The sequence below is a fragment of the Nocardia asiatica NBRC 100129 genome, from assembly GCF_000308415.1.
Classification (GTDB): Bacteria; Actinomycetota; Actinomycetes; order Mycobacteriales; family Mycobacteriaceae; genus Nocardia; species Nocardia asiatica.
Genome location: NZ_BAFS01000194.1, coordinates 37999 through 61975, shown reverse-complemented (window position 1 = coordinate 61975; position 23977 = coordinate 37999). Strand labels below are relative to the sequence as shown.

21 protein-coding genes, 2 tRNA genes and 1 pseudogene are annotated in these 23977 nt (G+C 70.0%); 16 read left to right on the top strand and 8 right to left on the bottom strand.

Going from position 1 to position 23977, the window contains the following annotated elements:
- The 9 genes and pseudogenes from ON27_RS19110 to ON27_RS19070 all read left to right on the top strand — a co-directional run.
- Window positions 1-293: pseudogene (locus ON27_RS19110) on the top strand (sugar ABC transporter substrate-binding protein); the annotation flags it as partial.
- A gap of 17 nt (window positions 294-310) precedes the next feature.
- Window positions 311-1351: an ABC transporter permease gene (locus ON27_RS19105; RefSeq protein ID WP_043729108.1), complete on the top strand. Its 1041-nt coding sequence runs from the start codon at window positions 311-313 to the stop codon at window positions 1349-1351.
- Window positions 1348-2130 carry an ATP-binding cassette domain-containing protein gene (locus ON27_RS19100; protein ID WP_043729105.1) on the top strand — a complete coding sequence of 261 codons (783 nt, stop codon included), beginning with the start codon at window positions 1348-1350 and terminating at the stop codon, window positions 2128-2130. Before ON27_RS19105 ends, ON27_RS19100 begins: the two co-directional genes overlap by 4 nt.
- Window positions 2127-3077 (top strand): 5-dehydro-2-deoxygluconokinase, encoded by a 951-nt coding sequence (gene iolC, locus ON27_RS19095; RefSeq protein ID WP_218003011.1) that lies wholly within the window; start codon window positions 2127-2129, stop codon window positions 3075-3077. The genes ON27_RS19100 and iolC overlap by 4 nt, the downstream gene beginning before the upstream one ends.
- 349 nt (window positions 3078-3426) lie before the next feature.
- Window positions 3427-4320: a Cgl0159 family (beta/alpha)8-fold protein gene (locus ON27_RS19090; RefSeq protein WP_043729103.1), complete on the top strand. Its 894-nt coding sequence runs from the start codon at window positions 3427-3429 to the stop codon at window positions 4318-4320.
- 159 nt (window positions 4321-4479) lie between these two features.
- Entirely contained in the window at window positions 4480-5376 is an 897-nt protein-coding gene (iolB, locus tag ON27_RS19085; RefSeq protein ID WP_043729100.1) for a 5-deoxy-glucuronate isomerase, read from the top strand.
- Window positions 5367-7208: a 3D-(3,5/4)-trihydroxycyclohexane-1,2-dione acylhydrolase (decyclizing) gene (iolD, locus tag ON27_RS19080; protein WP_043729096.1), complete on the top strand. Its 1842-nt coding sequence runs from the start codon at window positions 5367-5369 to the stop codon at window positions 7206-7208. The genes iolB and iolD overlap by 10 nt, the downstream gene beginning before the upstream one ends.
- A 491-nt stretch (window positions 7209-7699) precedes the next feature.
- Window positions 7700-7903 (top strand): cold-shock protein, encoded by a 204-nt coding sequence (locus tag ON27_RS19075; RefSeq protein WP_014987157.1) that lies wholly within the window; start codon window positions 7700-7702, stop codon window positions 7901-7903.
- Window positions 7904-8152: 249 nt separating this feature from the next.
- On the top strand, window positions 8153-8689 hold the full coding sequence (locus tag ON27_RS19070; RefSeq protein ID WP_051046760.1) for a winged helix-turn-helix transcriptional regulator: 537 nt from the start codon (window positions 8153-8155) through the stop codon (window positions 8687-8689).
- Between the two features lie 3 nt (window positions 8690-8692).
- Here the strand turns inward: ON27_RS19070 and ON27_RS19065 are convergent, their stop codons facing one another.
- Together ON27_RS19065 and ON27_RS19060 are read right to left on the bottom strand one after the other, a co-directional pair.
- Window positions 8693-9499, bottom strand: a complete 807-nt coding sequence (locus ON27_RS19065; RefSeq protein ID WP_051046759.1) for a nucleotidyltransferase domain-containing protein — start codon at window positions 9497-9499, stop codon at window positions 8693-8695.
- Between the two features lie 68 nt (window positions 9500-9567).
- Window positions 9568-10773, bottom strand: coding sequence for an MFS transporter (locus ON27_RS19060; protein ID WP_051046758.1), 1206 nt, complete (start codon window positions 10771-10773; stop codon window positions 9568-9570).
- Window positions 10774-10864: 91 nt separating this feature from the next.
- Between ON27_RS19060 and ON27_RS19055 the strand changes: the two genes are divergently transcribed.
- Window positions 10865-11791, top strand: coding sequence for a LysR family transcriptional regulator (locus ON27_RS19055; RefSeq protein WP_043729092.1), 927 nt, complete (start codon window positions 10865-10867; stop codon window positions 11789-11791).
- A gap of 322 nt (window positions 11792-12113) precedes the next feature.
- Here the strand turns inward: ON27_RS19055 and ON27_RS19050 are convergent, their stop codons facing one another.
- A complete protein-coding gene (locus tag ON27_RS19050) occupies window positions 12114-13823 on the bottom strand; it encodes an alpha/beta fold hydrolase (protein WP_043729090.1) in 1710 nt (569 codons plus the stop codon).
- Between the two features lie 75 nt (window positions 13824-13898).
- Window positions 13899-14453 carry a TetR/AcrR family transcriptional regulator gene (locus ON27_RS19045; RefSeq protein WP_043729088.1) on the bottom strand — a complete coding sequence of 185 codons (555 nt, stop codon included), beginning with the start codon at window positions 14451-14453 and terminating at the stop codon, window positions 13899-13901.
- Between the two features lie 141 nt (window positions 14454-14594).
- Here ON27_RS19045 and serA point away from each other — a divergent pair, with 141 nt between their 5' ends.
- Window positions 14595-16193, top strand: a complete 1599-nt coding sequence (gene serA, locus ON27_RS19040; RefSeq protein ID WP_043729085.1) for a phosphoglycerate dehydrogenase — start codon at window positions 14595-14597, stop codon at window positions 16191-16193.
- A 264-nt stretch (window positions 16194-16457) separates the two neighbouring features.
- Complete coding sequence (locus ON27_RS19035; RefSeq protein ID WP_043729149.1) at window positions 16458-17465, top strand: 3-isopropylmalate dehydrogenase; 1008 nt, start codon at window positions 16458-16460, stop codon at window positions 17463-17465.
- A 189-nt stretch (window positions 17466-17654) separates the two neighbouring features.
- On the opposite strand, the gene ON27_RS19030 is transcribed toward ON27_RS19035, so the two are convergent.
- Window positions 17655-18872 carry an MFS transporter gene (locus ON27_RS19030; protein ID WP_043729083.1) on the bottom strand — a complete coding sequence of 406 codons (1218 nt, stop codon included), beginning with the start codon at window positions 18870-18872 and terminating at the stop codon, window positions 17655-17657.
- A 211-nt stretch (window positions 18873-19083) separates the two neighbouring features.
- Here ON27_RS19030 and ON27_RS19025 point away from each other — a divergent pair, with 211 nt between their 5' ends.
- From ON27_RS19025 to ON27_RS19010, 4 genes are all read left to right on the top strand, one after another.
- Complete coding sequence (locus ON27_RS19025; RefSeq protein ID WP_043729079.1) at window positions 19084-19857, top strand: fumarylacetoacetate hydrolase family protein; 774 nt, start codon at window positions 19084-19086, stop codon at window positions 19855-19857.
- Between the two features lie 9 nt (window positions 19858-19866).
- Entirely contained in the window at window positions 19867-21357 is a 1491-nt protein-coding gene (gene gltX / locus ON27_RS19020; protein ID WP_043729075.1) for a glutamate--tRNA ligase, read from the top strand.
- A 115-nt stretch (window positions 21358-21472) separates the two neighbouring features.
- Window positions 21473-21544, top strand: a tRNA-Gln gene (locus ON27_RS19015).
- A 146-nt stretch (window positions 21545-21690) separates the two neighbouring features.
- Window positions 21691-21763 (top strand) — tRNA-Glu (locus tag ON27_RS19010).
- A 606-nt stretch (window positions 21764-22369) separates the two neighbouring features.
- Here ON27_RS19010 and ON27_RS19005 read toward each other — a convergent pair.
- The 3 genes from ON27_RS19005 to ON27_RS18995 all read right to left on the bottom strand — a co-directional run bounded on the left by ON27_RS19005 (window position 22370) and on the right by ON27_RS18995 (window position 23932).
- A complete protein-coding gene (locus ON27_RS19005; protein WP_043695533.1) occupies window positions 22370-22549 on the bottom strand; it encodes a DUF5302 domain-containing protein in 180 nt (59 codons plus the stop codon).
- 147 nt (window positions 22550-22696) lie between these two features.
- Window positions 22697-23197, bottom strand: coding sequence for a PPOX class F420-dependent oxidoreductase (locus ON27_RS19000; RefSeq protein WP_043729072.1), 501 nt, complete (start codon window positions 23195-23197; stop codon window positions 22697-22699).
- 33 nt (window positions 23198-23230) lie between these two features.
- Window positions 23231-23932: an IclR family transcriptional regulator gene (locus ON27_RS18995; protein WP_043729068.1), complete on the bottom strand. Its 702-nt coding sequence runs from the start codon at window positions 23930-23932 to the stop codon at window positions 23231-23233.
- Window positions 23933-23977 lie beyond the last annotated feature (45 nt).

Sequence of the window (23977 nt, the reverse complement as noted above, 5' to 3'; positions counted from 1 at the left end):
CCCAGGTCGCCGCCCGCGCCGTCGACGCGGTCCGCGAGGCCGCGTCACCCGCCGTCGTCGCCACCTTCGACCTCAATTCCGATGTGGTCGAGGCGATCCGGGCTGGAAGACTACTGTTCGCGGTCGATCAGCAGCAGTACGAGCAGGGGTATCTGCCGATCGTGCTGCTGCGGCTGTACCGGACGAACCTGAACACCGTCGGAGGCGGCGCCCCGGTGCAGACCGGCCCCGGCTTCGTGGACGAGAGCAATGTGGACGCCGTCGCCGCGCTCGTCGCGCAGGGCACGCGCTGAGGTCTGGAGTGGATGAAATGATCGTCGCCGCGAAGACCTCGACGCAGGACCGACCGGGACTCTCGCCGTGGCAACGCCTGGCCGTGCGGCCGGAGAACGGCGCGGCGCTCGGCGCGCTGCTGGTGTTCGTGTTCTTCGCCCTCGTCACCGACCGCTTCCTGAGCCCGCTCGGCGTCGCGACCTGGCTGGACGACGCGTCCACCCTGGGCATCATGGCGGTGGCCGTGGCGCTGCTGATGATCGGCGGCGAATTCGACCTGTCGGCGGGCGTGATGACCGCCTCCACGGCCCTGGTCACGGCGTTGCTCGCGGTGCACGCCGGATGGAACGTCTGGTTCGCGCTGCTGGCTTCGCTGGTGTTCGCGCTGGCCGTCGGCGCGTTCAACGGCTGGGTGGTGATGCGCACCGGCCTGCCCAGTTTCATCGTGACGCTCGGCACCTTCTTGGCCCTGCAGGGCCTGAACCTCGGCGTGACGCGGCTGGTCACCGACACGGTGCAGGTGTCGGGTGTGCGCGGCGCGGACGGCTACCAGTCGGCGGGCTGGGTGTTCGCCTCGACGCTCGACATCGGCGACGCGCACCTGCAGGCGTCGGTGGTCTGGTGGATCGTGCTGACCGCGATCGCCGCGGTGGTCCTGGCACGAACCCGGTTCGGCAACTGGATCTTCGCCGTCGGCGGTTCTTTGCCGAGCGCTCGCGCGGTGGGTGTGCCCGCGGACCGCACCAAGATCCTGCTGTTCATGGGCACCGCGTTCGCGGGTTGGGTGGTCGGCTCCTGCAACATCCTGCGGTTCGCGAGCGTGCAGGCCAACCAGGGCGTCGGGCTAGAACTGCACTACATCATCGCCGCGGTGGTCGGGGGGTGCCTGCTCACCGGCGGCTTCGGCTCGGCGGTCGGCGCCGCGATCGGCGCGCTGATCTTCGGCATGGCGCGCCAGGGCATCGTGTTCGCCCGCTGGGACAGCGACTGGTTCATGCTGTTCCTCGGTGTGCTGCTGCTGGCGGCGGTGCTGGTCAACAACAGATTCCAGAAACGAGCCGAAAGGGTGCGCCGATGACTTCCCTCATCGAGGCCGTGGACCTCGGCAAGAGCTACGGCGGCGTCGTCGCCCTGCGTGAGGTGTCCACGGTGGTGCGCGCGGGCGAGGTGACCTGCGTGCTCGGCGACAACGGCGCGGGCAAGTCGACGCTGATCAAGATCCTCGCGGGCGTGCACCAGCACGACCGCGGCGCACTGCGGGTCGAGGGTGCGTCCGTCCGGTTCGCCTCGCCGCGCGAGGCGCTGGATCGCGGCATCGCCACGGTCTACCAGGATCTCGCGGTGGTGCCGCTGATGAGCGTGTGGCGCAACTTCGTGCTCGGCTCCGAACCGACTTTCGGATACGGCCCGTTCCGGGTGCTGGACCGCAAGAAAAGCTGCGAGATCGCGCGCACCGCCCTCGCGGACATGGGCATCGAGATCCGCGATATGGAACAGCCGGTAGGCACGCTGTCCGGCGGGCAGCGGCAATGCGTCGCGATCGCGCGGGCCGTGCACTACGGCGCGAAGGTGTTGATCCTCGACGAGCCGACCGCGGCGCTGGGCGTCAAACAGGCCGGGGTGGTGCTGAAGTACGTCGTGCGGGCGCGCGAGCGCGGGCTCGGCGTCGTGCTGATCACGCACAACCCGCACCACGCCTACCCGGTCGGCGACCGATTCCTGCTCCTGAAGCGAGGCGCGATGCTCGGTTCCTACGAGAAATCGGAGATCGACCTGCCGGAACTGACCCGTCAGATGGCGGGCGGCGCGGAACTGGAGGCGTTGCAGCACGAACTGCGGCGGGTGGTGACGCCGTGAAGACGCCGGGCAACGAGCTGGAGGCGTTGACCATCGGGCGCGTCGGGGTGGACCTGTATCCCGAACAAAGCGGGGTCGCCTTGGCGCAGGTGCGCAGTTTCGCCAAGTTCCTGGGCGGCACCGCGACCAACGTCGCCGTGGCCGCCGCTCGCCTCGGCCGTCGCTCCGCGGTGCTGACCAAGGTAGGCCCCGACGGCTTCGGCGACTTCGTGCGCACGGCGCTGGATGGCTTCGGCGTCTCTTCCCGGTACGTGCGGACCGCGCCGGATCTGCTGACGCCCGTGGTCTTCTGCGAACTCACGCTGCCGTCCGATCCGCCGCTGCTGTTCTACCGCGCGCCGATCGCGCCGGATCTCACCATCGCAACGGACGAAGTGCCCTGGGAGCTCGTGGACTCCGTGCCGCTGCTGTGGGTCACCGGCACCGGCGTGAGCGCCGAGCCGAGCCGCGGTACGCACCGTGCGGTCCTGCTGCGGCGCGCACGGCGCGGGCACACGGTGCTCGACCTGGACTACCGGCCGATGTTCTGGCCCGACCTGGCTACCGCGAGGGCCGAGATCGGATGGATGGTCGACCACGTGAACGTGGTGGTCGGCAACCGCACCGAAGCCGAGGTGGCGGTGGGCACCGCCGATCCGGACGCGGCGGCCGATCGGCTGCTCGCCCGCGGGGTGCGTCTGGCGGTGATCAAGCAGGGCGGCGACGGCGTCCTGGTGGCCACCGCCGAGGAACGCTGGACGGTGCCGCCGTGCCGGGTAGAGGTGGTCTGCGGGCTCGGCGCGGGCGACGCGTTCGGCGGCGCGCTGATCCACGGCCTGCTCAGTGGCTGGGACCCACGGCGCATCGCCACCTACGCCAACGCGGCGGGCGCGCTGGTCGCGGCGCGTCTCGCCTGCGCCGACGCCATGCCGACAGGCGCGGAGATCGAGGAATTGCTGTGCGGTTGAGTCAGCCGGTAGGCCGGGGAGTCGCGATGCGGTCGGGTCGGCGCGGAACTCGGGGCGCTGCCGAGCGGTTGGGCCAGGTTGGAGGTCCGGGAGCTGCCGAGCGGTTGAGTGGGGGCGGTACTCGGGCCGCTGTTCAGCGGTTGGGCCGGGCTGGAAGTCCCGGAGTTGCCGAGCGGTTGAGTCGGGGCGGCACCCCGGGCGCTGGTGAGCGGTTGGGCTGGGCTGGAGGCAGCGAAATCGCGATGCGGTCGGGTCGGCGTGCGGCTCGTGGTGTTTTCGAGCGGTTGAAGCCGGGCGGTACTCGCGGAATTGTCGAGTGGTCGAGCGGACGCGGAACGGAGGAGCTGCCATGCACGTGACCGACGAACGCTGGCGCGAGTTGTTGCGCGTGCGCGCGACCGACCCCGCCGCCATCGAACGGGCCTACGCGAAACGGGTGCGCCGCGCCGACCTGCTGGCGGGTAAGCAGACGTTGTTCCTGGTCGCCGCCGACCATCCCGCCCGTGGCGCGCTCGGCGTCGGCGCGGACCGCACGGCCATGGCGGATCGGCGCACGCTGCTGGAACGGTTGCTGATCGCGCTGGCCAACCCGGACGTCGACGGCGTGCTCGGCTCACCGGACGTGGTCGAGGAACTGCTGCTGCTGGAAGCGCTGGACGACAAGGTCGTGATCGGATCGATGAACCGCGGCGGACTGGCCGGCGCGGAATGGGAGATCGACGACCGATTCACCGGATACGACGCCGAAGCTCTGGCGCGGTTCCGGCTCGACGGCGGCAAGATGCTGCTGCGCCTGGTCGACTCCGACGCGGGCACCGTGCCGACGCTGCAGGCCTGCGCGCGGGCGGTCTCGGAACTGGCCGCGCACGAACTGATGGCGATGGTCGAACCCCTGCCGTATCACCGGGACGACAATGGCGCGCTGGTGATGAGCAAGGACGCGCTGTCGCTGTCGCGGGCGATCACGGTGGCCTCCGGCCTGGGCGTCACCTCGGCCTACACCTGGCTGAAGATCCCCGCGCCGCCGAACATCTCGGTACTGGACGCGACCACGCTACCGGTGCTCGTGCTGGGCGGCGCCCCTTCCGGTGACCCGGCGGTGGATCGCGCGCTGTGGGGCGGGGCGCTCGGCCACGATGTGGTGCGCGGTCTCGTCGTCGGGCGCACTCTGCTGTACCCACCGGACGGTGACGTCGCCCGCGCGGTGCACACCGCAGCTCGCCTGCTGAAGGACACGCGATGAGGCGCGAAGCGGCCACCGCGCACCTCCATGAAAGTAGGGCGCGATGACGACAGACCATCACCGCGCTGCCCGCCTTCACCGCACGACGTTGCAGAGGCGGCGGGCAGGTGGACCCGGCCGATTCTCCGGTGTCCGCAAACCTTGTACGGAGGAGGCACGATGACACTGCACCGGCCGGCAGGGACGTTGTGCCGTGACGGCGACCCGATCCTGTTGACCCCCGAGCACGCCGGATGGACTTACGCGGGGCTGCGCGTCCTGCGGATCGGCGCCGGGGAGTCACGGACCGTGCGGACGGGGGAGTTCGAGGCGTTCGTCCTGCCGTTGGCCGGAGCGTGCACGGTGCGCGTCGACGGCGCGAGCTTCACCCTGGCCGGTCGCGAATCGGTCTTCACCCGCGTGACGGATTTCGCCTACGTCCCCCGAGACGCCGAGGTGGAGTTGGTGGCCGAAGGCGGCGAATTGGAGGTCGCGCTACCGATGGCTCGCTGCGCGAGACGGCTGGAGCCGCGATACGGCCCCGCCGAGCAGGTGCCGGTCGAAGTTCGCGGTGCGGGCAGCGCGACACGCCAGGTCACCAACTTCGGCGTACCGGGCGTGTGGGAGCACGCCGACAAGCTCAACGCCTGCGAGCTGATCACCCCGGACGGCAACTGGTCGTCCTACCCGCCGCACAAGCACGACGAGGCGAGCGACTGCGAAGTCGTCAACGAGGAGATCTACTACTTCCGCATCGCCGGACGCGACGGGATCACGCCGTCCCGCGAAGGATTCGGCATGCACCGCACCTACACGGCCGACGGCGCAGTCGAGGAGAACGTCGCCGTCCGCGACGGTGACGTCTTCTTGATTCCGCGCGGCTACCACGGGCCGTGTATCGCGGCGCCCGGCTACCCGATGTACTACCTCAACGTGCTGTCCGGTCCGGCCGCCGAGCGATCGATGGCCTTCTGCGACGACCCCGCCCACAGCTGGGTGCGGGCGCGCTGGGACGCCGAGCCGCTCGATCCCCGCTGCCCGGTCACCTCGCACGAAGGGCGGATCGGATGCGACTGACCACTGCGCAGGCGCTGGTGGCGTGGCTGATCGCCCAGCGCTGCGAGATGCTCGACGGCCGCGAGGCCCCGTTGTTCCCCGCCGTTTTCGCGATCTTCGGCCACGGCAACGTGCTCGGCCTCGGCACCGCGCTGCACGAGCGGCGCGACGAACTGCCGGTTTGGCGCGGGCACACCGAAGAGGGGATGGCGCTCGCCGCAGTCGGCTATGCCAAGGCTGCCCACCGGCGTCAGGTCGGTGTCGCGACGTCGTCCATCGGGCCCGGCGCGCTGAACATGGTGACGGCGGCAGGGGTGGCGCACGCCAACCGGCTTCCGCTGCTTCTGCTGCCCGGCGACACCTTCACCGGACGCGCGCCGGACCCGGTTCTGCAACAGGTCGAGCACTTCGGCGACCCGACCGGCACGGTGAACGACGCGTTCCGCGCGGTGAGTCGGTACTTCGACCGCGTCACCCGTCCGGAACAGCTGATCGCGACCCTGCCGCAGGCGGTCGGGGTGCTCACCGATCCGGCCGAAGCCGGTCCGGTCGTCTTGGCGCTGCCGCAGGACGTGCAGGCCGAGACATACGACTTTCCCGACGCGCTTTTCCACCCCGTAGTGCACCGGCCCGCGCGGCCGCGCCCGGACCTACGGGCGCTCGCCGACGCCGTGGCCGCGTTGCGCGGCGCACAGCGGCCGTTGCTGATCCTCGGCGGCGGTGTTCGCTATTCGGGCGCGGGGCCCACGGCGCTGGGGTTCGCCGAGTCGCACGGCCTTCCGGTGGTGGAGACCACCGCGGGCCGCACCCTCGTACCGCACGACCATCCCCTGTACGCGGGGCCGCTCGGCATCACCGGCTCGGCGTCGGCGAACGCGATGGCGGCCGAGGCCGATCTCGTCCTCGCGATCGGGACCCGATTGCAGGACTTCACCACGGCGTCCTGGACGGTCTTCGCGCCGGACGTCCGGTTGGTCACGATCAACGTGGCCCGGTTCGACGCCGTCAAACACGGCGCCCTGGCGGTGGTCGGCGACGCCGAGGCCACCGTGCGGGAGCTGGACGGGCAGGTGGGGCAGTGGCGCGTAGATCCCGAATGGACAGCGCGAGCCGCCGCGCTGCGCGACACGTGGGACGCGCACGTCGACGCACTGCGCGCACCGACTCCGGGGTTACCGAGCTACGCCCAGGTGGTGGGCGTGGTGAACGACCTCAGCGGACCGGACGACTACGTGATGACGGCTTCCGGCGGCCTGCCCGGGGAACTCGTGGGCGGTTGGCGGGCGATCGGCGGCGCACCGACCATGGACGTGGAGTACGGCTTCTCCTGCATGGGCTACGAACTCGCGGGCGCGTGGGGGGCGGCCATGGCGCACCCCGACGGTGTGGTGACCACCCTGCTCGGGGACGGCTCGTATCTGATGCTGAACTCGGAATTGTTCTCGGCGGCGTTCGCCGGGCATCCGTTCGTCGCGGTGGTCTGCGACAACGACGGCTACGCCGTGATCGCCCGGCTACAGGAGGGACAAGGCGGCGAGCCGTTCAACAATTTCTATGCCGATTGCCGGAGCCGTCACGAGCATCCCCCTCGGGTCGATTTCGCCGCCCATGCCGCCGCCCTGGGATGTTCGGTCTTCACGGCTACCGACCTGGACGGTTTCCGGGACGCGTACGCGAAGGCGCGCGCGGCCGCGCAGGCCGGATGCCGCCCGGCCGTGCTGGTCGTGCGGACGCAGCCGGCGGTGTGGACCGAGGCGGGCGCCTGGTGGGAGATCGGCGTGCCGGAGCATCTGGCGGGTCGCGCCGCCTACGACGAGAAGAAACGGCGTCAGGTGCGCTACCTGCGCCCGTGAACAGAACTTAACGAACGGTGCGCACCGGGGGCGCCGGACGTAGGCTGAACTATCGGAGTCTGCGTGCGGTACACTGAAACCAGTTGGGGCACAAGGAAATTGGTAGCGGCTGTGCATCGCTGCCGAACCGCGTCGAAGAAGGAGTCCATGATGCCGGGCGCGGTGGCCCCTGCGAGAAAAATTCGCTCGTCCGGGGTAGGCGGCGGACGTTATCCGACGCGACTTGCGGGTACCCGCCCGATGGGCCCGGCGACTGTCGCTGGATCGGGGCCCGGCCGAGCGTGGGAGGTGACAGAAACGACCCGCCACTGAGCGAGCGTCGCGAGTGAACCCCGTGTGCACTCGCGCACGACGGAGCCGAGCGTCGTCGTGAGCGTTAGCTCACAGTTGGTGGTACGGAACGTGAGTAATTCGTCGGATCATGGCATCGTTGATCTACGAGACCAGGGCATCTCATAACACCTACCTGGCTCGTCTACAGAAAGTATGAAATGGCTCAAGGCATTGTGAAGTGGTTCAACAGCGAGAAGGGCTTCGGCTTCATCGCACAGGACGGCGGGGGGCCCGACGTCTTCGTGCATTACTCGGCTGTGAGCGGCTCGGGTTTCCGGTCCCTCGATGAGGGGCAGCGCGTGGAGTTCGAGATCGGCCAGGGACAGAAGGGTCCGCAGGCCCAGGACGTCCGCGTTCTCTGATCGCGACTTAGCTTCCGAAAGGCTCCGCACCAGGATGGTGTGGGGCCTTTCCCCTGTTCGGGGTCGGGTGCGGAACGGGCGGATCGCCCGGAGGGTGCCGTGGAAGCGAGCTGGCCGGCGCGCACCGATTTTCGTTCGGAGATGCGCGCTCGCCGTGGGCGGATGGGGACGGAGGACGAGCGGCTCGGCGACTGACGAGTATCTGATTGTATATTGCAATCAGTAGGTGTCGAGCGACGGGAGTGCCGGATGCGCGAGGACGGACGTTCGGGGTGCCCGATCAACGCGACGATCGAGGTGATCGGTGACCGGTGGACGCTGCTCGTGTTGCGCGACGTGATGTTCGGCGACCGACGCCACTTCCGCGAGCTGCTGGCAGGCTCGGAGGAAGGCATCGCCTCGAACATCCTCTCCGATCGGCTCAAGCGCCTGGTGGCGGCGGGTCTGCTCAGCCGGGAGGACGCCAGGCCAGGGCAGAAGGCGGAATACCGGCTCACCGAACCCGCGATCGAGTTGGTGCCGGTCATGGCGCAACTCGGCGCGTGGGGCCTACGGCACCGTCCGACCACCAAGAGTCTTCGGGTGCGGGCCGAATTGCTCGAGGCGGGCGGTCCGGCATTGTGGGCGGAGTTCATGGACGAATTGCGCGAGAGCCATCTCGGCGTCCCCCGCCCGAATTCGGACCGCCCGTCCGCCACGCAACAGCTCGCGCGGGCCTACGCCGACGCGGTCGCCGAGTCTGCCGACGCGGACGAGCGGGCGACCGGAGCGATCCTGGGGTCCTAGGGGTCAGCCCGCCGATGCCTCGGAGCGGAAGAACTCCGCGGTGATCGCACGGGCCCGCGTGAGATCGCGGTGGCCGGACTTGGCGAACGCCTCGGCCGCGCAGGCGAATTCGGCGGTGATGAACGCGGTGATCGGCGCGGGCACCGCACCGCTGCCCATCTCCCGGGTCCGTGATTTCAGGTCGGTCAGTTCGGTGACCGCCGACGGCAGTTCGGCGGGCAGATCGCATTCCCGCAGCAGCGTCGGCAGATGCATCGGCGCCACGGCCGCCGCGGGATGCTCGCGCAGCCATCGCAGCGCCATCGCCGGACGCAACGCGTAGAACACCTTCTTCAGCGACCCGGTGCGCTCGAACAAGGCCCACTGCTTGCTGCCCAGGTGCAGATAGTGCCGAGCCACCTTGTCGCGGTCGGCGACTTCGCCGGCCACCGTGCGCAGCCGGTCCCGGAATGCCGGGTCGCCGCGGTAGACGATCGGCGACATCAGCCATTCGATGAGCACCGCGTTGCCCTGCACCAGCAGCCGCAGCGCTTTGGCCAGATCCCAGCCGCTCACGTCGAGCAAGTCGGTGAGCGGCGTCTCCACCACGTCCCGGGTGCGCCACGGCGACAGATAGGTCTCCAGCGGCGCGACGTACACGAACCGGCAGTCGTAGTCCGAGTCGGGAGACGGGAAACCCCAAGCGCGGCTTCCACTTTCGATCGCCAGCCGGATCGACACCCGGTGCTCCCGCTCGATCCGATCCAGCTCGTCATCGATCGCCCCGACCACCGCCGGGTCCATCGAAGCCGGAATCGCGCGCAAGGACATGACCGTGATCGTAGGTATCGGAAAACGTTGCCGCAGCTGCTTTTCCCTGACGCTGCCAATAAGCGCCGCTACTGCCCGCCGCCCGTCCGCCGATCGATGCCCGTTCCGAACGCGGCGACGAGCACGGCCACGAGCGCCAGCGCGCCACCGAGCCACAGCGCGGCGGCGAGGCCCATCCCGTCCGCGGCCAGCCCGCCGATCAGCGACCCGAGTGCGATCGCGGCATTGAAGACCCCGGCGAACAGCGCCGACGCACCCTCCTTCGCGCGGGGCGACGCGGCGAAGACCCAGACCTGCGTGCTCACCGATACACCGCCGTAGGACAGCCCCCACACGATCATCAGTACCAACGCCGGTGCGGGCGAAGCGCCGAGCACCGGCAAGGCGATCGCCGCGACGGCCAGGATCGAGCCGATCACGATCAGCGTCCTCCGTGGCGTCCGTGCCGCCGCCGCGCCCGCACCGAAATTGCCCGCCACGCCCGCGATCCCGTAGACCAGCAGCAGCGCGCCGATCGTCTCCGCGCCGACGCCGGTCACCTCCTCGAGCACCGGCCGCACGTAGGTGTAAGCCGCGAAGTGGCCGGTGACCAGGAACGCGACCACGAGCAGGGCGACCCGCAGGCCCGGCTGCCCCGCCAGCCGCAATACCCCGCCCGCCGCGGCGGTCTCCGTCGCGGGCAGGCGCGGAAGCGCGGCGGCCATCGCCGTGAGCACCAGCACCGCCAGCCCAGCTGCGGCGACGAAAACGATCCGCCACCCGGCGAGCGCGCCCAGCATGGTTCCCGCGGGGATGCCGAGCACCGAGGCGACCGCGACGCCGGAGAAGACCAGCGAGGTCGCCGCGGTGGCCGACCGCGCGGGCACGAGCCGTGCCGCCAGGCTCGCCGCGATAGCCCACACACCGCCCATGCCGACGCCGACCAGCACCCGTGCCCCCATCAACACCCCGAAGGTCGGCGCCCAGGCCGCGCCGAGATTGCCCAGCGCGAGCACCGCCATCAATCCGCACAGCGCCGTCTTGCGTTCGATCCGGCCCAGCGCCGCGGTGACCAAGGGCGCCGACACCGCGGCGACCAGGCCGGTCACCGTCAACGTGAGGCCGGCGCTGCCTTCGCTCACCCGCAGCGCCGAGCCGATCGGGGTGAGCAGCCCGACCGGCAGCATCTCGGAGGTGACCACCGTGAACGTGCCCGCCGTGACGGCCCCGACGCCGAGCCAGCCCCGCTGCGCCGAAATCGGCGGCGGGGCAACGTCTTCCTGAACCTGTGTCATGTCCTCCAGCCAAAGGCTCGCGACCGGGGGAAACAACGGCGAAGCTCTCATAGTTCTATGAGCTGGACTCATTGATCGTGAAAGGAGCCTGATGGGCGGGCTGGAGGTCCGTGAACTGGAGGCGTTTCTCGCGCTGGCCGAGGAACTGCATTTCGGGCGGGCGGGCGCGCGGCTGTATGTGTCGCAGAGCCGGGTGAGCCAGTTGCTGCGCTCGCTGGAGCGGCGCATCGGCGGGCGGCTGGTGGAACGCACCAGCCGCACCGTCCGGTTGACCCCGCTCGGCACGGACTTCCTCGCTGAACTGCGGCCCGCCTATGCCGCGCTGCGCGCGACGGTCGACGGCGCCCGCGCCGCCGCCAGGGGTATGGACGGCACCGTGCGCATCGGATTCCAGGGTGCGGGCAACGATCACCTGATGGCCGCGCTCGAACTGTTCGGGCGGTCGCACCCGGATTGCTCGGCCGAGCTGGTGGAGATCCCGCTCGCCGATCCGTTCGGCGCGCTGCGGCGGGCCGAGGTCGACGCCGCGGTCGTGCTGCTGCCGATGGGCGAGCGCGACCTCGTGCTCGGATCGGTGTTCGCGGGCCAGCCACAGACCCTCGCGGTGGCCCGCTCGCACCCCCTCGCGGGACGTGCTTCGGTGTCGGCGGAGGAAATCGCAGACTTCCCGCTGATCGGAGTGCGACCGCCGGCCCCGGAGTACTGGCGCAGAGCCCAAGCGCTGGACGTGACGCCGGGCGGACGACCGGTGCGCACCGGACCGGAGGTCGGCACGCTGGAGGAGGGGCTCGCGGCGGTGGCGGCCGGTCGCGGGGCGATGCTGCTGTGCCATCCGACCGCGGAATCACACCGCAGGCGGCCGGTGGCCTTCGTGCCGGTGACCGGGCTCGCCGAGTCGCGGCTCGGGCTGGTGTGGCACCGCTACCGCGAAACGCCGAGCGTACGCGCGTTCTCTCGTGCCGTGGCCGCGACGAAGGAACCGGCCGATGTGCGGTCGGTCCCCGTCGAGGCGTCCTGACCGCCCCTCACCGGTGCCGCTCCGGTCGCCGGATATCGGCGCCCATGTGGCGTCACTGCCGATATGCGATCTGAGAATTCACGCCGACGAAGGTGTGACCGAGCGGCCCCGCACCATCCGGTGCGGGGCCGCTCGTTGTGTCGGGCCGCTCGTTGTTCGAGGCCGGTCGTTGTTCGGAGTCTGCCGTTGGGCGGGGCCGGTCGTTGGGCGAAGTCTGCCGTTGTGCGAAGTCTGCCGTTGGGCGACGTGTGCGATTGCCGATCCTGCGCTGACGTGGCTAGCGATGCGTGGTCCGGCGTGGCGTCGAAAGGGCGGGGCCCGGTCAGCCGCGCGCAGCGAGGGCCGAGACGCGGGTGAGTTCGGCTGCGAGCAGTGCGGGATGGGTCAATTGCGGGTAGTGGCCCGCGCCTTCGATCGAACTCGAGTCCCGGGAGGTCGCGACTGTGAGCGGGTCGGCCGAACCGGCGACGATCCGCACCGGCACCGGAATTCGCTCGAGCAGTCCGCGCAGCTCCGCACGCCGCGTGGCGGCGCTCGCCCGGCGCAGGGCGGCGACGGTGCGAGCGGCGACGCCGCGCCTGCGCAGATTCGCGGCGGCGCTCGCGATCGCGGCGCTCTCCGGCACACCGAGCCGACCGGCCAGCCCAGCGGCCGACATTCGGCGCATCGCCACCGTCGTCAGCGGCGAGCGCAGCAGCGCGCTGGAAGGCGGCTGCAGGAACGCGGGCGCCACCAGCACCACGCCCGAGACGCGCTCGGGATGCTCCGCCGCGTACCGCAACACCGGACCGCAGCCCAGCGAGTGGCCGACCAGGACGGGACGGGTGTGCACCCGGGAGAGCAGCTTCGGCAGCATCGCGTCGTGATCGCCGGGCGCCGAGCGTCCGAGACCGGGCAGGTCGGCGGCCAGGCTCAGCCCGTCCAGCTCAGCGCGCACCGCGTTCCACGACTCGCCGTCGAGCGGAAGGCCGTGCACCAGAACATAATCCGGGCGTTCCCGTTCGCCGCTCACCCAGACGCCGTCGGCGAAACCGGCGGTCGGATCGTCGGTCACCGCGCCGAACCGGCTGGCCACGAGATGATCGGCCCACGCGAGCACGGTCGCCTCGGTCGGCGGCATGGTGAGCCCGGCGCGGCGGGCCACGTCCTGCGCCGCCGACGTGTCGTAGCGGTCGTCGGCGATGAAGGGAAGCGACTCCGGATCGGCGCCGGTCAGCGCGCGCGGAAGTCGCGAGATGACGCCGACCGGGATCGAGAACCGCGGCGCGCGGACCCCCAGGTGGCGAGCCAGCAGTCGAATCAGCTCGGGCAGCACCGGAGTCCGGTCGTCGAGAACCGTGTAGGACCGGCCCCCGGTATCGGGCAGGGCGGGCAGGCTGATCAGGAAATCGGTGAAGTAGTCCAGGTCGACGATCGGCACGAACGTCCGCGCGCCACCGGGAGTCGCGGCGAGTCGTCCATCCCAGAGTTGCTCGACCACGGCGGCGAGCCCGACATATTGGCCCGGCCCGATCACGCTGCTCGGGTTCGCGATGGTGAGCGCGACGCCGAGTTCGGCGGCCCGCCGGCGCAGCAGCGGATCGGATTCGAACTTCGAGGCGCCGTAAGCGCCCTTCTCGTAGTGCTGTTCCTCGGACTCCTCCACCGTGATCCGGTACCCCGTGATGTGCACGACGCGGCGCAGGCCGGGCAAGGCGGCGGCCCAGTCCAGCACGCGCAACGCGCCGGTGACGTTGACCGCGTAGGCATCCTCGCGTGCGAGCCCGAAGGCGAAGCGGGCCGCGCAGTTGTACACGTCGCGGATGCCGGACGGGTCGAATCCGGCGGGCAGGCCGAGGTCGGGTGCGGTGACGTCACATCCGACGATCTCCAGTCCGCCCGAGTCCACGCCGCGCCGGTCGAGCCAATCGGTGAGCCGCGCCTCGGTGCCCGGGCGCAGAGCGGCGGTGACGGAATGACCCCGCTCGAGCAATCGGGCGACCGCGTTGCGGCCGAGGAACCCGGCGGCTCCGAACACGATGCTGTCGGACATGTCCTACTCCTTACTAGACCGGTCTACATATTTTGTGGACGCGAGAAAGGCGCGGCCGGCGAGGGATCGCCGGCCTCAGATCAGGGCGCGCAATGTGCGTTCGACCCGTTCCAGCGGTTCGCGACTGCGCTGCGCGCGGGCCATCAGCAGCGCGCCTTCGACCATCGCGAGTATCGCGGCGGCGAGATCGTCGGCGTCCTCGCGGCCGTCCGCTCGCAGGCGCAGGCGCAACGCCTGTTCCCACGCGCTGTACGCGGCGGCGCACTCGGTTTGGATCGGGTCGTTCGCGGCCGCCACGTCCAGGGCCACCGTGGCGACCGGGCAGCCCTGTTGCCAGCCGGACGCCTCCAGTCGGTCGCCGAACGCGTGGAGCAGGCTGCTCGCGGCCGCGGCGGTGTCGCCCGGTTCGATCGTGTCGATCAGCGCCGTGATCTCCTTGCCCGCCTGCGCGATCGCGGCGGCGACCAATTCGTCCTTCCCGCCGGGGAAGTGGAAGTACAGCGAGCCGCGCGGCGCACCGCTGGTGGCGAGGATCTGGTTGAGCCCCGCGCCGTAATAGCCGTGCCGCTCCATCAGCGTGCGGGTCGCGTCGACGAGTTTGCCGCGAGTCTCGGTGCCTTTGACGCCCATGCGGCAACTGTAGACCGGTCTTCATATTTTTACCAGCCGGGGAGTGACGACGGCCGCCTACCAGGTGGTAGCGGAGGCGGAAATCGCGCGCACTAAGCTTGTCGGCGGTAATTGCCGACCCCATCCCCAGGAGTACTCCACGTGAGCCAAGCAGGCCGTCCTGTAGTTCTGATCGCCGACAAGCTCGCCCAGTCGACCGTCGACGCGCTCGGTGACGGTGTCGAGGTCCGGTGGGTCGACGGACCCGACCGCCCGGCGCTGCTGGCCGCGGTGACCGAGGCCGACGCGCTGCTGGTGCGGTCGGCGACCACGGTCGACGCCGAGGTCCTGGAAGCCGGGAAGAACCTGAAGATCGTCGCCCGCGCGGGCGTCGGCCTGGACAACGTCGACGTGCCCGCCGCCACCGAGCGCGGCGTCATGGTCGTGAACGCGCCCACCTCGAACATCCACACCGCCGCCGAGCACGCGGTCACCCTGCTGCTGGCCGCCGCGCGTCAGGTCCCCGCCGCGGACGCCACCCTGCGCGAGCGCACCTGGCAGCGCAGCAAATTCAACGGCGTGGAGATCTTCGACAAGACCGTCGGCGTCGTCGGCCTCGGCCGCATCGGCCAGCTGTTCGCCGCGCGGCTGGCCGCCTTCGAGACCAAGATCGTCGCCTACGACCCCTACGTGTCGCCCGCGCGCGCCGCGCAGCTGGGCATCGAGCTGCTGACCCTCGACGAGCTGCTCGAGCGCGCCGACCTGATCTCGATCCACCTCCCGAAGACGCCGGAGACCAAGGGCCTGATCGGCAAGGAGGCCATCGCCAAGACCAAGCCGGGCGTGATCATCGTCAACGCCGCCCGCGGTGGCCTGGTCGACGAGGCCGCCCTGGCCGAGGCGATCAAGTCCGGCCACGTGCGCGCCGCCGGTCTGGACGTGTTCGAGACCGAGCCGTGCACCGACAGCCCGCTGTTCGACCTGCCGCAGGTCGTGGTGACCCCGCACCTGGGCGCCTCGACTTCCGAGGCCCAGGATCGCGCGGGCACCGATGTCGCGAAGTCGGTGCTGCTGGCCCTGGCCGGTGAGTTCGTGCCCGGCGCGGTGAACGTCACCGGCGGCACGGTCGGCGAAGAGGTCGCCCCCTGGCTGGACATCGTGCGCAAGCAGGGCGCCCTGCTCGGCGCGCTGTCCAACGAGCTGCCGGTCAGCGTCGAGATCCAGGTGCGCGGCGAGCTGGCCGCGCAGGAGGTCGGGGTGCTGGAGCTGTCCGCGCTGCGCGGCATCTTCTCCGCGCTGGTCGAGGACCAGGTCACCTTCGTCAACGCGCCCGCGCTGGCCAAGGACCGCGGCATCACCGCCGAGGTCACCACGGTGTCGGAGAGCCCGAGCCACCGCAGCCTCGTCGACCTGCGCGCCGTGTTCGGCGACGGCAGCACCCTGAACGTCGCGGGCACGCTGACCGAGCCGCAGCTGGTGGAGAAGATCGTCAACATCAACGGCCGCAACTACGACATGCGCGCCGAGGGCCTCAACCTGGCCATCCTGAACTACGAGGACCGGCCGGGCGCGCTGGGCAAGATCGGCACCAAGCTCGGCGAGGCCGAGGTCGACATCCTGGCCGCGCAGCTGACCCAGGACGTCGACAAGGAGGGCGCCACGGTCGTGCTGCGCGTGGCCCGTGAGGTGCCCGCCGACGTGCAGGACGCGATCGCCGAGTCGGTCGGCGCGGCCAAGGTCGTCCAGGTCGACCTGACCTGATCGGATCGCCGCTCGCGGCGTCCCCGAAACCCGCGGAATCGGCGCCGCGCACGAAGCCTCGTGCGCGGCGCCGGTCTCTCGGTCGGCACGCGGATCGGCGCGGGTACGCGCCCCGTCCGCGCGCCCGGTGCTCGGCGATCCGGCCGCTCCGAGTACCGTGACGGTGCTGCGGTCACCCGGCCGGAACGTCGCGCGCACTCGACGGTCGCCTCCGGGCCGCACGTTGGGGCGGCCGCGACCGGCAACATCGAACGGAGCATTTTCATGAAGCTTGCTGTCATCCCGGGCGACGGGATCGGGCCCGAGGTCATCGCCGAGGCGCTCAAGGTGCTCGACGTGGTCGTGCCCGGCGTCGAGAAGACCGAGTACGACCTCGGTGCGCGTCGCTACCACGCGACGGGGGAGATCCTGCCGGATTCGGTGCTGCCCGAACTGAAGCAGCACGACGCGATCCTGCTCGGCGCGATCGGCGACCCGTCGGTGCCCAGCGGCGTGCTCGAACGCGGCCTGTTGCTGCGCACCCGGTTCGCGCTGGACCACCACGTGAACCTGCGGCCGTCCAAGTTGTTCCCCGGCGTGACCAGCCCGCTGGCGGGCAACCCCGACATCGATTTCGTGGTCGTGCGCGAGGGCACCGAGGGCCCGTACACCGGCACCGGCGGCGCTATTCGCGTCGACACTCCGCACGAGGTGGCGACCGAGGTCAGCACCAATACTCGCTTCGGCATCGAGCGCGTGGTGCGCTACGCCTTCGCCAAGGCGCAAGCCCGGCGCAAGCACCTGACGCTGGTGCACAAGAACAACGTGCTCACCTTCGCGGGCTCGCTCTGGCAGCGCACCGTGGACGCGGTCGCGGCCGAGTTCCCCGAGGTCACCACGGCTTACCAGCACATCGATGCCGCGACCATCCACATGGTCAACGATCCGGGCCGGTTCGACGTGATCGTCACCGACAATCTCTTCGGCGACATCATCACCGACCTCGCCGCGGCCGTGAGCGGCGGCATCGGGCTGGCCGCCAGCGGCAACATCGACGCCTCCGGGACGAACCCCAGCATGTTCGAGCCGGTGCACGGCAGCGCCCCCGACATCGCGGGCCGGTCCGAGGCCGATCCCACCGCGGCGATCCTCTCGGTCTCCCTCCTGCTCAACCACTTGGGCGACGCCGAGGCGGCCGCGCGCATCGAGTCGGCCGTCGCCAAGGACCTCGAATCGCGCTCGGGCGCCGCGTCGACGGTGGAAATCGGCGACCGGATCGCCGCCACTCTCTGACCGTCGCGCAGGAAGGTCTCGTTCCCCCGGGGAAACGAGACCTTCCTGCGACCAATCGTCGGTGCGGGCAGCGCGCATCGGCCGTTGCATACGGCGTTGTCTGCGCTCAGCCGCGCGAATCAGGAGCGGAACCACGGAGGCGGCCGCGCGCTTCGGACTCGGCCGCCTACCACGACACCTCGGCGCGGCTCACCCTGGCTTGCGGCCCGAGTCCGGGCTTGGTCCTTGGTCGGCGTCGCGGGGGACGAGGGGGACTGCCGCTACGGCCGTGACAGCGGCGAGGAGAAAGGCGGCGGGAAAGCCGCTCACGGTGATCAGCGCGCCGAACACGGGCGGGACGGCGGCCAAGGCCAGGTTCTGCCCGGTGTTCTGGATGCCGAGGCCCCGGCCGCTCCAGTAGGGACCGGCGATCTCGGCGACCGCGGTGAAGGCCAAACCATTGTCCGACACGGTGATCACCGAGGCGGCGATCAGCAGCGGGATGGCGGCCCACCACCAGTGGGTCCACGCGGTCAGCGCCAGCGCGGTCATCGACAGCACGGCGGCGATCGCGACCGTCCGCAGCGGGCCGATCCGGCTGCCCACGCGATCCGACCAAGCGCCCGCCCCGACTCGGCCGAGTGCGCCGAGAACCTGGGTGACGGTCACCAGCGCGCCGGCGGCGGCGAGCGACCAGCCGATGTCGCGGTGCAGCCACAGCAGCGCGAACGTCCACACGGTGCCCTGCGGGACCACGAGCAGCACCGACACCAGATGTATGCGCCACAGCGTGGCGTCGTCGCGATAGGGATTGGCGCGCGATTCCGGATCCGCGGCGGAGCGGGCGGGCCGCGGTGGGTCGACGATGCCGATCAGGCACCCCACGGTCGCCACGCCCGCCATGAGCGCGGGAACGAGAATCGCGGCGGGCACCCCGTAGGCCGAGGCGACGGCCGGGATCGCCAACGCGCCGACGCCCACGCCCAGCGGTTGCGCGGTCTGCCGGATGCCCATGGCCAGCCCACGCCGGTGCGGCGGGAACCAGCCGACGATCACCCGGCCGCTGGCGCCGTTGGTGCTCGCCGCCCCGACGCCGCCGAGGAACAGCAGCGCGCCCAGCGCGAGGTCGTCGGTGGTGGCCGCCGCGGCGCAGCCGGCCGCCAGCATCAGTAGCGGTCCCCCGACCAGCACCTTGCGCTCGCCGATCCGGTCCACCAGGTAGCCCCAGCCGATCAGCGTGCAGACCAGGCCCACGGTGGGCATGGCGACCAGCAGGCCGGCGGTGGGCAGCGACATGCCGCGGTCGGTCAGCGCGGGCAGCAGGAACGGAACGCCGTGGATGAAGACCGCACTGGAAGCCTGCGCGAAGACGCCGAGGCCGAGCATGGACCAGCGCCGAACGTCGTCGATCTGGGTGACGGTCGCCATCGGCTCCACCTCTGCTCTGAAATCTCAATATTTGGGATTGGGCTCCCACTTTGTGAACTTCCTGCTCACCGTACACCCGAACCGCGCGGCTGCTCGACGGTCGTGGCTGTCGGACTGCTCACAGCGCGTCGCGCCGCTGCGGATACGCGGATTCCGTACCAGCCGGTCGGGCGCGTTCGGGCAGGTGGCGGCGGGTGGATAGACTCCGGGAATGCGTCTAGGTCGAGTTGCCAGTCCCGATGGGGTCGCCTTCGTCAGCATCGAAGGCGACGGAAGCGACAGTGTGGCCAAGGAGATCGCGGAACACCCGTTCGGCACACCGACGTTCACCGGCCGCAGCTGGCCGCTGGCCGACGTGCGGTTGCTCGCGCCGATCCTGGCCAGCAAGGTGGTGTGCGTCGGCAAGAACTACGCCGCGCATGCCGCCGAGATGGGCGGCCCGGCGCCCGAGGACCCGGTGATCTTCCTCAAGCCCAACACCGCGATCGTGGGGCCGAACGCCCCGATCATCCTGCCGCCCAGTTCGTCTCAGGTCGATTACGAAGGGGAGCTGGCCGTCGTCATCGGTCGTCCGTGCAAGGACGTGCCCGCCGCCCGCGCGCTGGACGTGGTGCTCGGTTACACCGCGGCCAACGACGTCACGGCCCGCGACCAGCAGCGCCACGACGGCCAGTGGACCAGGGGAAAGGGTTACGACACCTTCTGCCCGCTCGGACCGTGGATCGAGACGTCCTTGAACCCTTCGGATCTGGAGATCGTCACCGAACTCGACGGCGAGGTGCGCCAGCGCAGCCGCACTTCGCTTCTGCTGCACGATATTCCGAAGCTCATCGAGTGGGTCACCACCGTGATGACGCTGCTGCCCGGTGACGTCATCCTCACCGGCACCCCCGAGGGCGTCGGCCCGGTGCGCGAGGGGCAGCAGGTGTCGGTGACCGTCGAGGGCATCGGAACCCTCACCAATCCCGTTGCCGCCAAACGCTGAAAGAGAGCCATGACTGAAGTGCGGGTCCGATTCTGCCCGTCACCGACCGGAACGCCGCACGTCGGCCTGATCCGGACGGCGCTGTTCAACTGGGCCTATGCCCGCCATCACGGTGGCGCGTTCGTCTTTCGTATCGAAGACACCGATGCCGCACGCGATTCCGAGGAGTCCTACCGCGCGATTATCGACGCGCTGCGCTGGCTCGGCCTCACCTGGGACGAGGGGCCGGAGGTCGGCGGGCCCTATGAGCCATATCGCCAGTCGCAGCGGAAAGATCTGCATCTGGACGTGGTTCGGCGTTTGCTGGAGGCCGGTGAGGCATACGAGTCGTTCTCCACGCCGGAGGAAGTGGAGGCCCGCCATCGCGCCGCGGGACGCGATCCGAAGCTCGGTTACGACAACTACGATCGCGATCTGACGCCCGAACGGATCGCGGCCTACCGGGCCGAGGGCCGTCCGGCCGTGGTCCGGCTGCGGATGCCCGACGCCGATCTGTCCTGGCACGATCTGGTGCGCGGCGAGACCACTTTCAAGGCGGGCAGCGTCCCGGACTTCGCGCTCACCCGCGGTACCGGCGAGCCGCTGTACACGCTGGTCAACCCGGTCGACGACGCGCTCATGCGGATCACCCACGTGCTGCGCGGCGAGGATCTGCTCTCCTCGACCCCCCGCCAGCTCGCGCTCTACGCCGCCCTGCGCCGGATCGGGGTCACCGATTTCACGCCGGAGTTCGGTCACCTGCCCTTCGTCATGGGGCAGGGCAACAAGAAGTTGTCCAAGCGTGATCCGGAGTCGAATCTGTTCGCCCATCGCGACCGCGGATTCATCCCTGAGGGTTTGCTGAATTACCTCGCGCTACTCGGCTGGGGCCTGTCCGAGGACCGCGACGTGTTCTCCATGGCGGAGATGGTCGAGGCGTTCGACATTTCGAAAGTGAATTCGAATCCGGCGCGTTTCGACCAGAAGAAGGCGGACGCCCTCAACGCCGAGCACATCCGATTGCTGGCGCCGGGTGATTTCGCCCACCGGCTGCGCGAGTATCTCACCGAGCACAACCGTGTCGGCGCGGAAATCGATGAGAAGATGTTCGCCGCGGCGGCCGAACTGGTGCAGACCAGGATTGTCGTGATGTCCGACGCCTGGGACCTGTTGCGTTTCTTGTTCGCGCCCGCGGACGAGTTCGCGATCGACCCCGCGGCGGGGGTCAAGAATCTCGGTTCCGGCGCGACCGAGGTATTGCAAGCCGCTATTACCGCCTTGGAGCCGCTGACCGAGTGGACCACCGAGGCGATCGAAGCGGCGCTGAAAAAGGCACTGATCGATGATCTCGGGCTCAAACCGCGCAAAGCCTTCGCCCCGGTGCGGGTCGCGGTCACCGGATCGCATATCAGCCCCCCGCTGTACGAATCGCTGGAACTGCTCGGCCGCGGCCTCACCCTGGACCGGCTGCGCTCCGCGCTGGACTGGAAGGAGCCGGGCCAGGCCACGCCAGAAGGCTGAAAATAGGGCTTTGACCAGGCGATTTGTAGTTAACCCGTAGCCGTTTGGTACTCTTCTTCTCGGCCCGGAACACGGTCTCGAGTCACCCAGACTTGCAGATGAACGACCTGGTCATTGGGGTATGGTGTAATTGGCAACACAGCTGATTCTGGTTCAGCCATTCTAGGTTCGAGTCCTGGTACCCCAGCGGAGAGTGTTGAACGACTTCGGTTCGCGGCCGAAATCAATCAGCACCTGGCGATTTGGTCGCCAGGCCTCGGCCGGTTAAGCTAGCCGAGCCTCCTGATCGAAAGATCAACCACGGCGCTTCTCGCGACAGCGAGAAGCAGTCCTGGCCCCGTCGTCTAGCGGCCTAGGACGCCGCCCTCTCAAGGCGGTAGCGCGGGTTCGAATCCCGTCGGGGCTACACGAGAGAAAGGCCCATGCTCATGGAGCATGGGCCTTTCTCGTTTCGCAGGGTTCTGTGGAAGTACAACCTGCACGCCCGCCCGAAGGGCTTCGCCCTTGCACCCGGGCGAGGGCTTCGCCCAGCTTGGTCGTTGGTGGTCCACTGCGGCCACGAGACTCGATGAGCGTCCTCCGACCACGCCGGGCGACCGGAGAACTCGCCACCGCGCGGATGCGACGATCAGAACGCCGTAGCTTGTCGGTCGCCGGAACGCGACCGGTCGCGCCTCGCCCATGACGTGCTCGACCGGCCACGGGAACGCAGCCGGTCGCGCATTGCCCGCGACGTGCTCCACCGGCCGGTGGAGCTGGGTCGAACGCCCTCGACCGCGAACACGAGCCGACGCGGTTCGGCCGCGAATGGCACCTGCGCGGCGTAACCAGCGGCAGCACCGTGCCGGGCGACTTGGGTAGCGCTGTGGCCGGATTGCAGGCGCCGGGTAGCACGGCTCATCGACTGTCGAGCTACTCCACCGAGGTCGGGCGGCCCGGCCACACCGGCTGGCCGAGGCAAAAGGAAAGGCCCTCCAGCGATCTTGCCGGAGGGCCTCGGCGGCTGCGCGGACTAGCCGCTCTTACGCCGGAATTCCCGCTTGTGGCCGACCGCGGAGTGCGCCGCGGACGCCTTCGACCGTCCGTCGAGGTGGTCGGCCGCGCGTGCGTTCTGCTGGTTCTTGCGCTCCAGTGCCTCCCGGAACTTGCGCTTCACCTCGTCGGCGCCGTTGGACTTACCCGAATCCGCCATCGCTGCTCCTCGTCGTCGCGGCCGCGCGGCGCGTCCTCGCGGGCGCCGGTGCCCGGCCGGTTGCTGTCGAACACCCCGACGCTAGCCGGTGCGAGGCGGTTGTGTCAGTTGCATTTCGGCGCGCCGCGCGGCCGGCGCGCGCCGAGGTCAGTCCAGCGCCTGCGCGGTGCTGCCCGCGAGCGGCATGGCGGGCAGGCCGAGTTTGCGATGATCCCAGCTGCGCAGGCGCTCGGGCACGACCCGGACGGCGACCCGTTTGTGCAGCATGGCCTCCACCATCGGCCGCACCTGCTCGCTGTAGGGGCCGTTGTAGCGCTCCCAGACGCTCACCCCGACGGCGAAGAGTTTCTCGGCGTCCTCGATGATCTCGGCGCGGCCCTCGATCGACACGCCCCGGAGCTGGTCATAGGTTCGGCCCGCCTCGACCATGCAGGTGACCCGGGGATCGCGGCGCAGATTCACCGCCTTCTGCGATTTGGCCTTGGTCTCGAACCAGATCTCGCCGTCGATGAGCGCGTACCACATCGCGGTCAGGTGCGGCGTGCCCTTCGGGCCGATGGTCGCCAGCGTCGCGATCCGGCTGCGCTGCAAGAACTCGGTGATCTCGGTGTCGGACATCACGATCTGTGCCCGTTGATTGACTCCCATGGGCCCACTGTAGAGAGTCCGAACTGAAACATGTTACAGGCGCTTGTGCAGGGCCTCGGCGGCCGCGACCAGGTCCGCCGCCCATCGGGCGCCGGGCCTGCGGCCCATCCGATCGATCGGCCCGGACACCGACACGGCCGCGACAACGGCGCCCCCGGCATCGCGCACCGGCGCCGAGACGCTGGCCACGCCGGCCGCGCGCTCGGCGGCGCTCTGCGCCCACCCGCGCTTGCGTACCTCGGACAGCGCGCGCTCGCCGAACACCGCGTCGGCCAGGATGGTGCGCTGCAGTTCCGGGTCGGCCCACGCCAGCAGCACTTTGGCCGCCGAGCCCGCGGTGAGCGGCAGCCGCGCCCCGATCGGCACCGTGTCGCGCAGTCCGACCGGGGGTTCGAGCGCCGCGACGCAGACGCGGGCGTTGCCGTCGCGGCAGTAGAGCTGAACGCTTTCGCCGGTGATCTCGCGCAGCCGCGGGAGGATGACCGACGCCGCCTCCAGTAGCGGGTCATCGGCGCTGGTGGCGAGTTCGGCGAGGGCGGGGCCGGGCCGCCAGGTGCCGTTGCTGTCGCGAGCGAGCAGGCGATGCACTTCCAGGCCGACGGCGAGGCGGTGTGCGGTGGCGCGGGGCAGGCCGGTGCGCGCGCACAGCTCGTTGAGACCCGAGGGATGCTCGGCTACGGCGTACAGGACCGCCACTGCTTTGTCGAGGACGCCGATGCCGCTATGCTGTCTCATAGAACGATACTAGCGTCTCGAATGTTGAGAAATCCACAGTAGCGG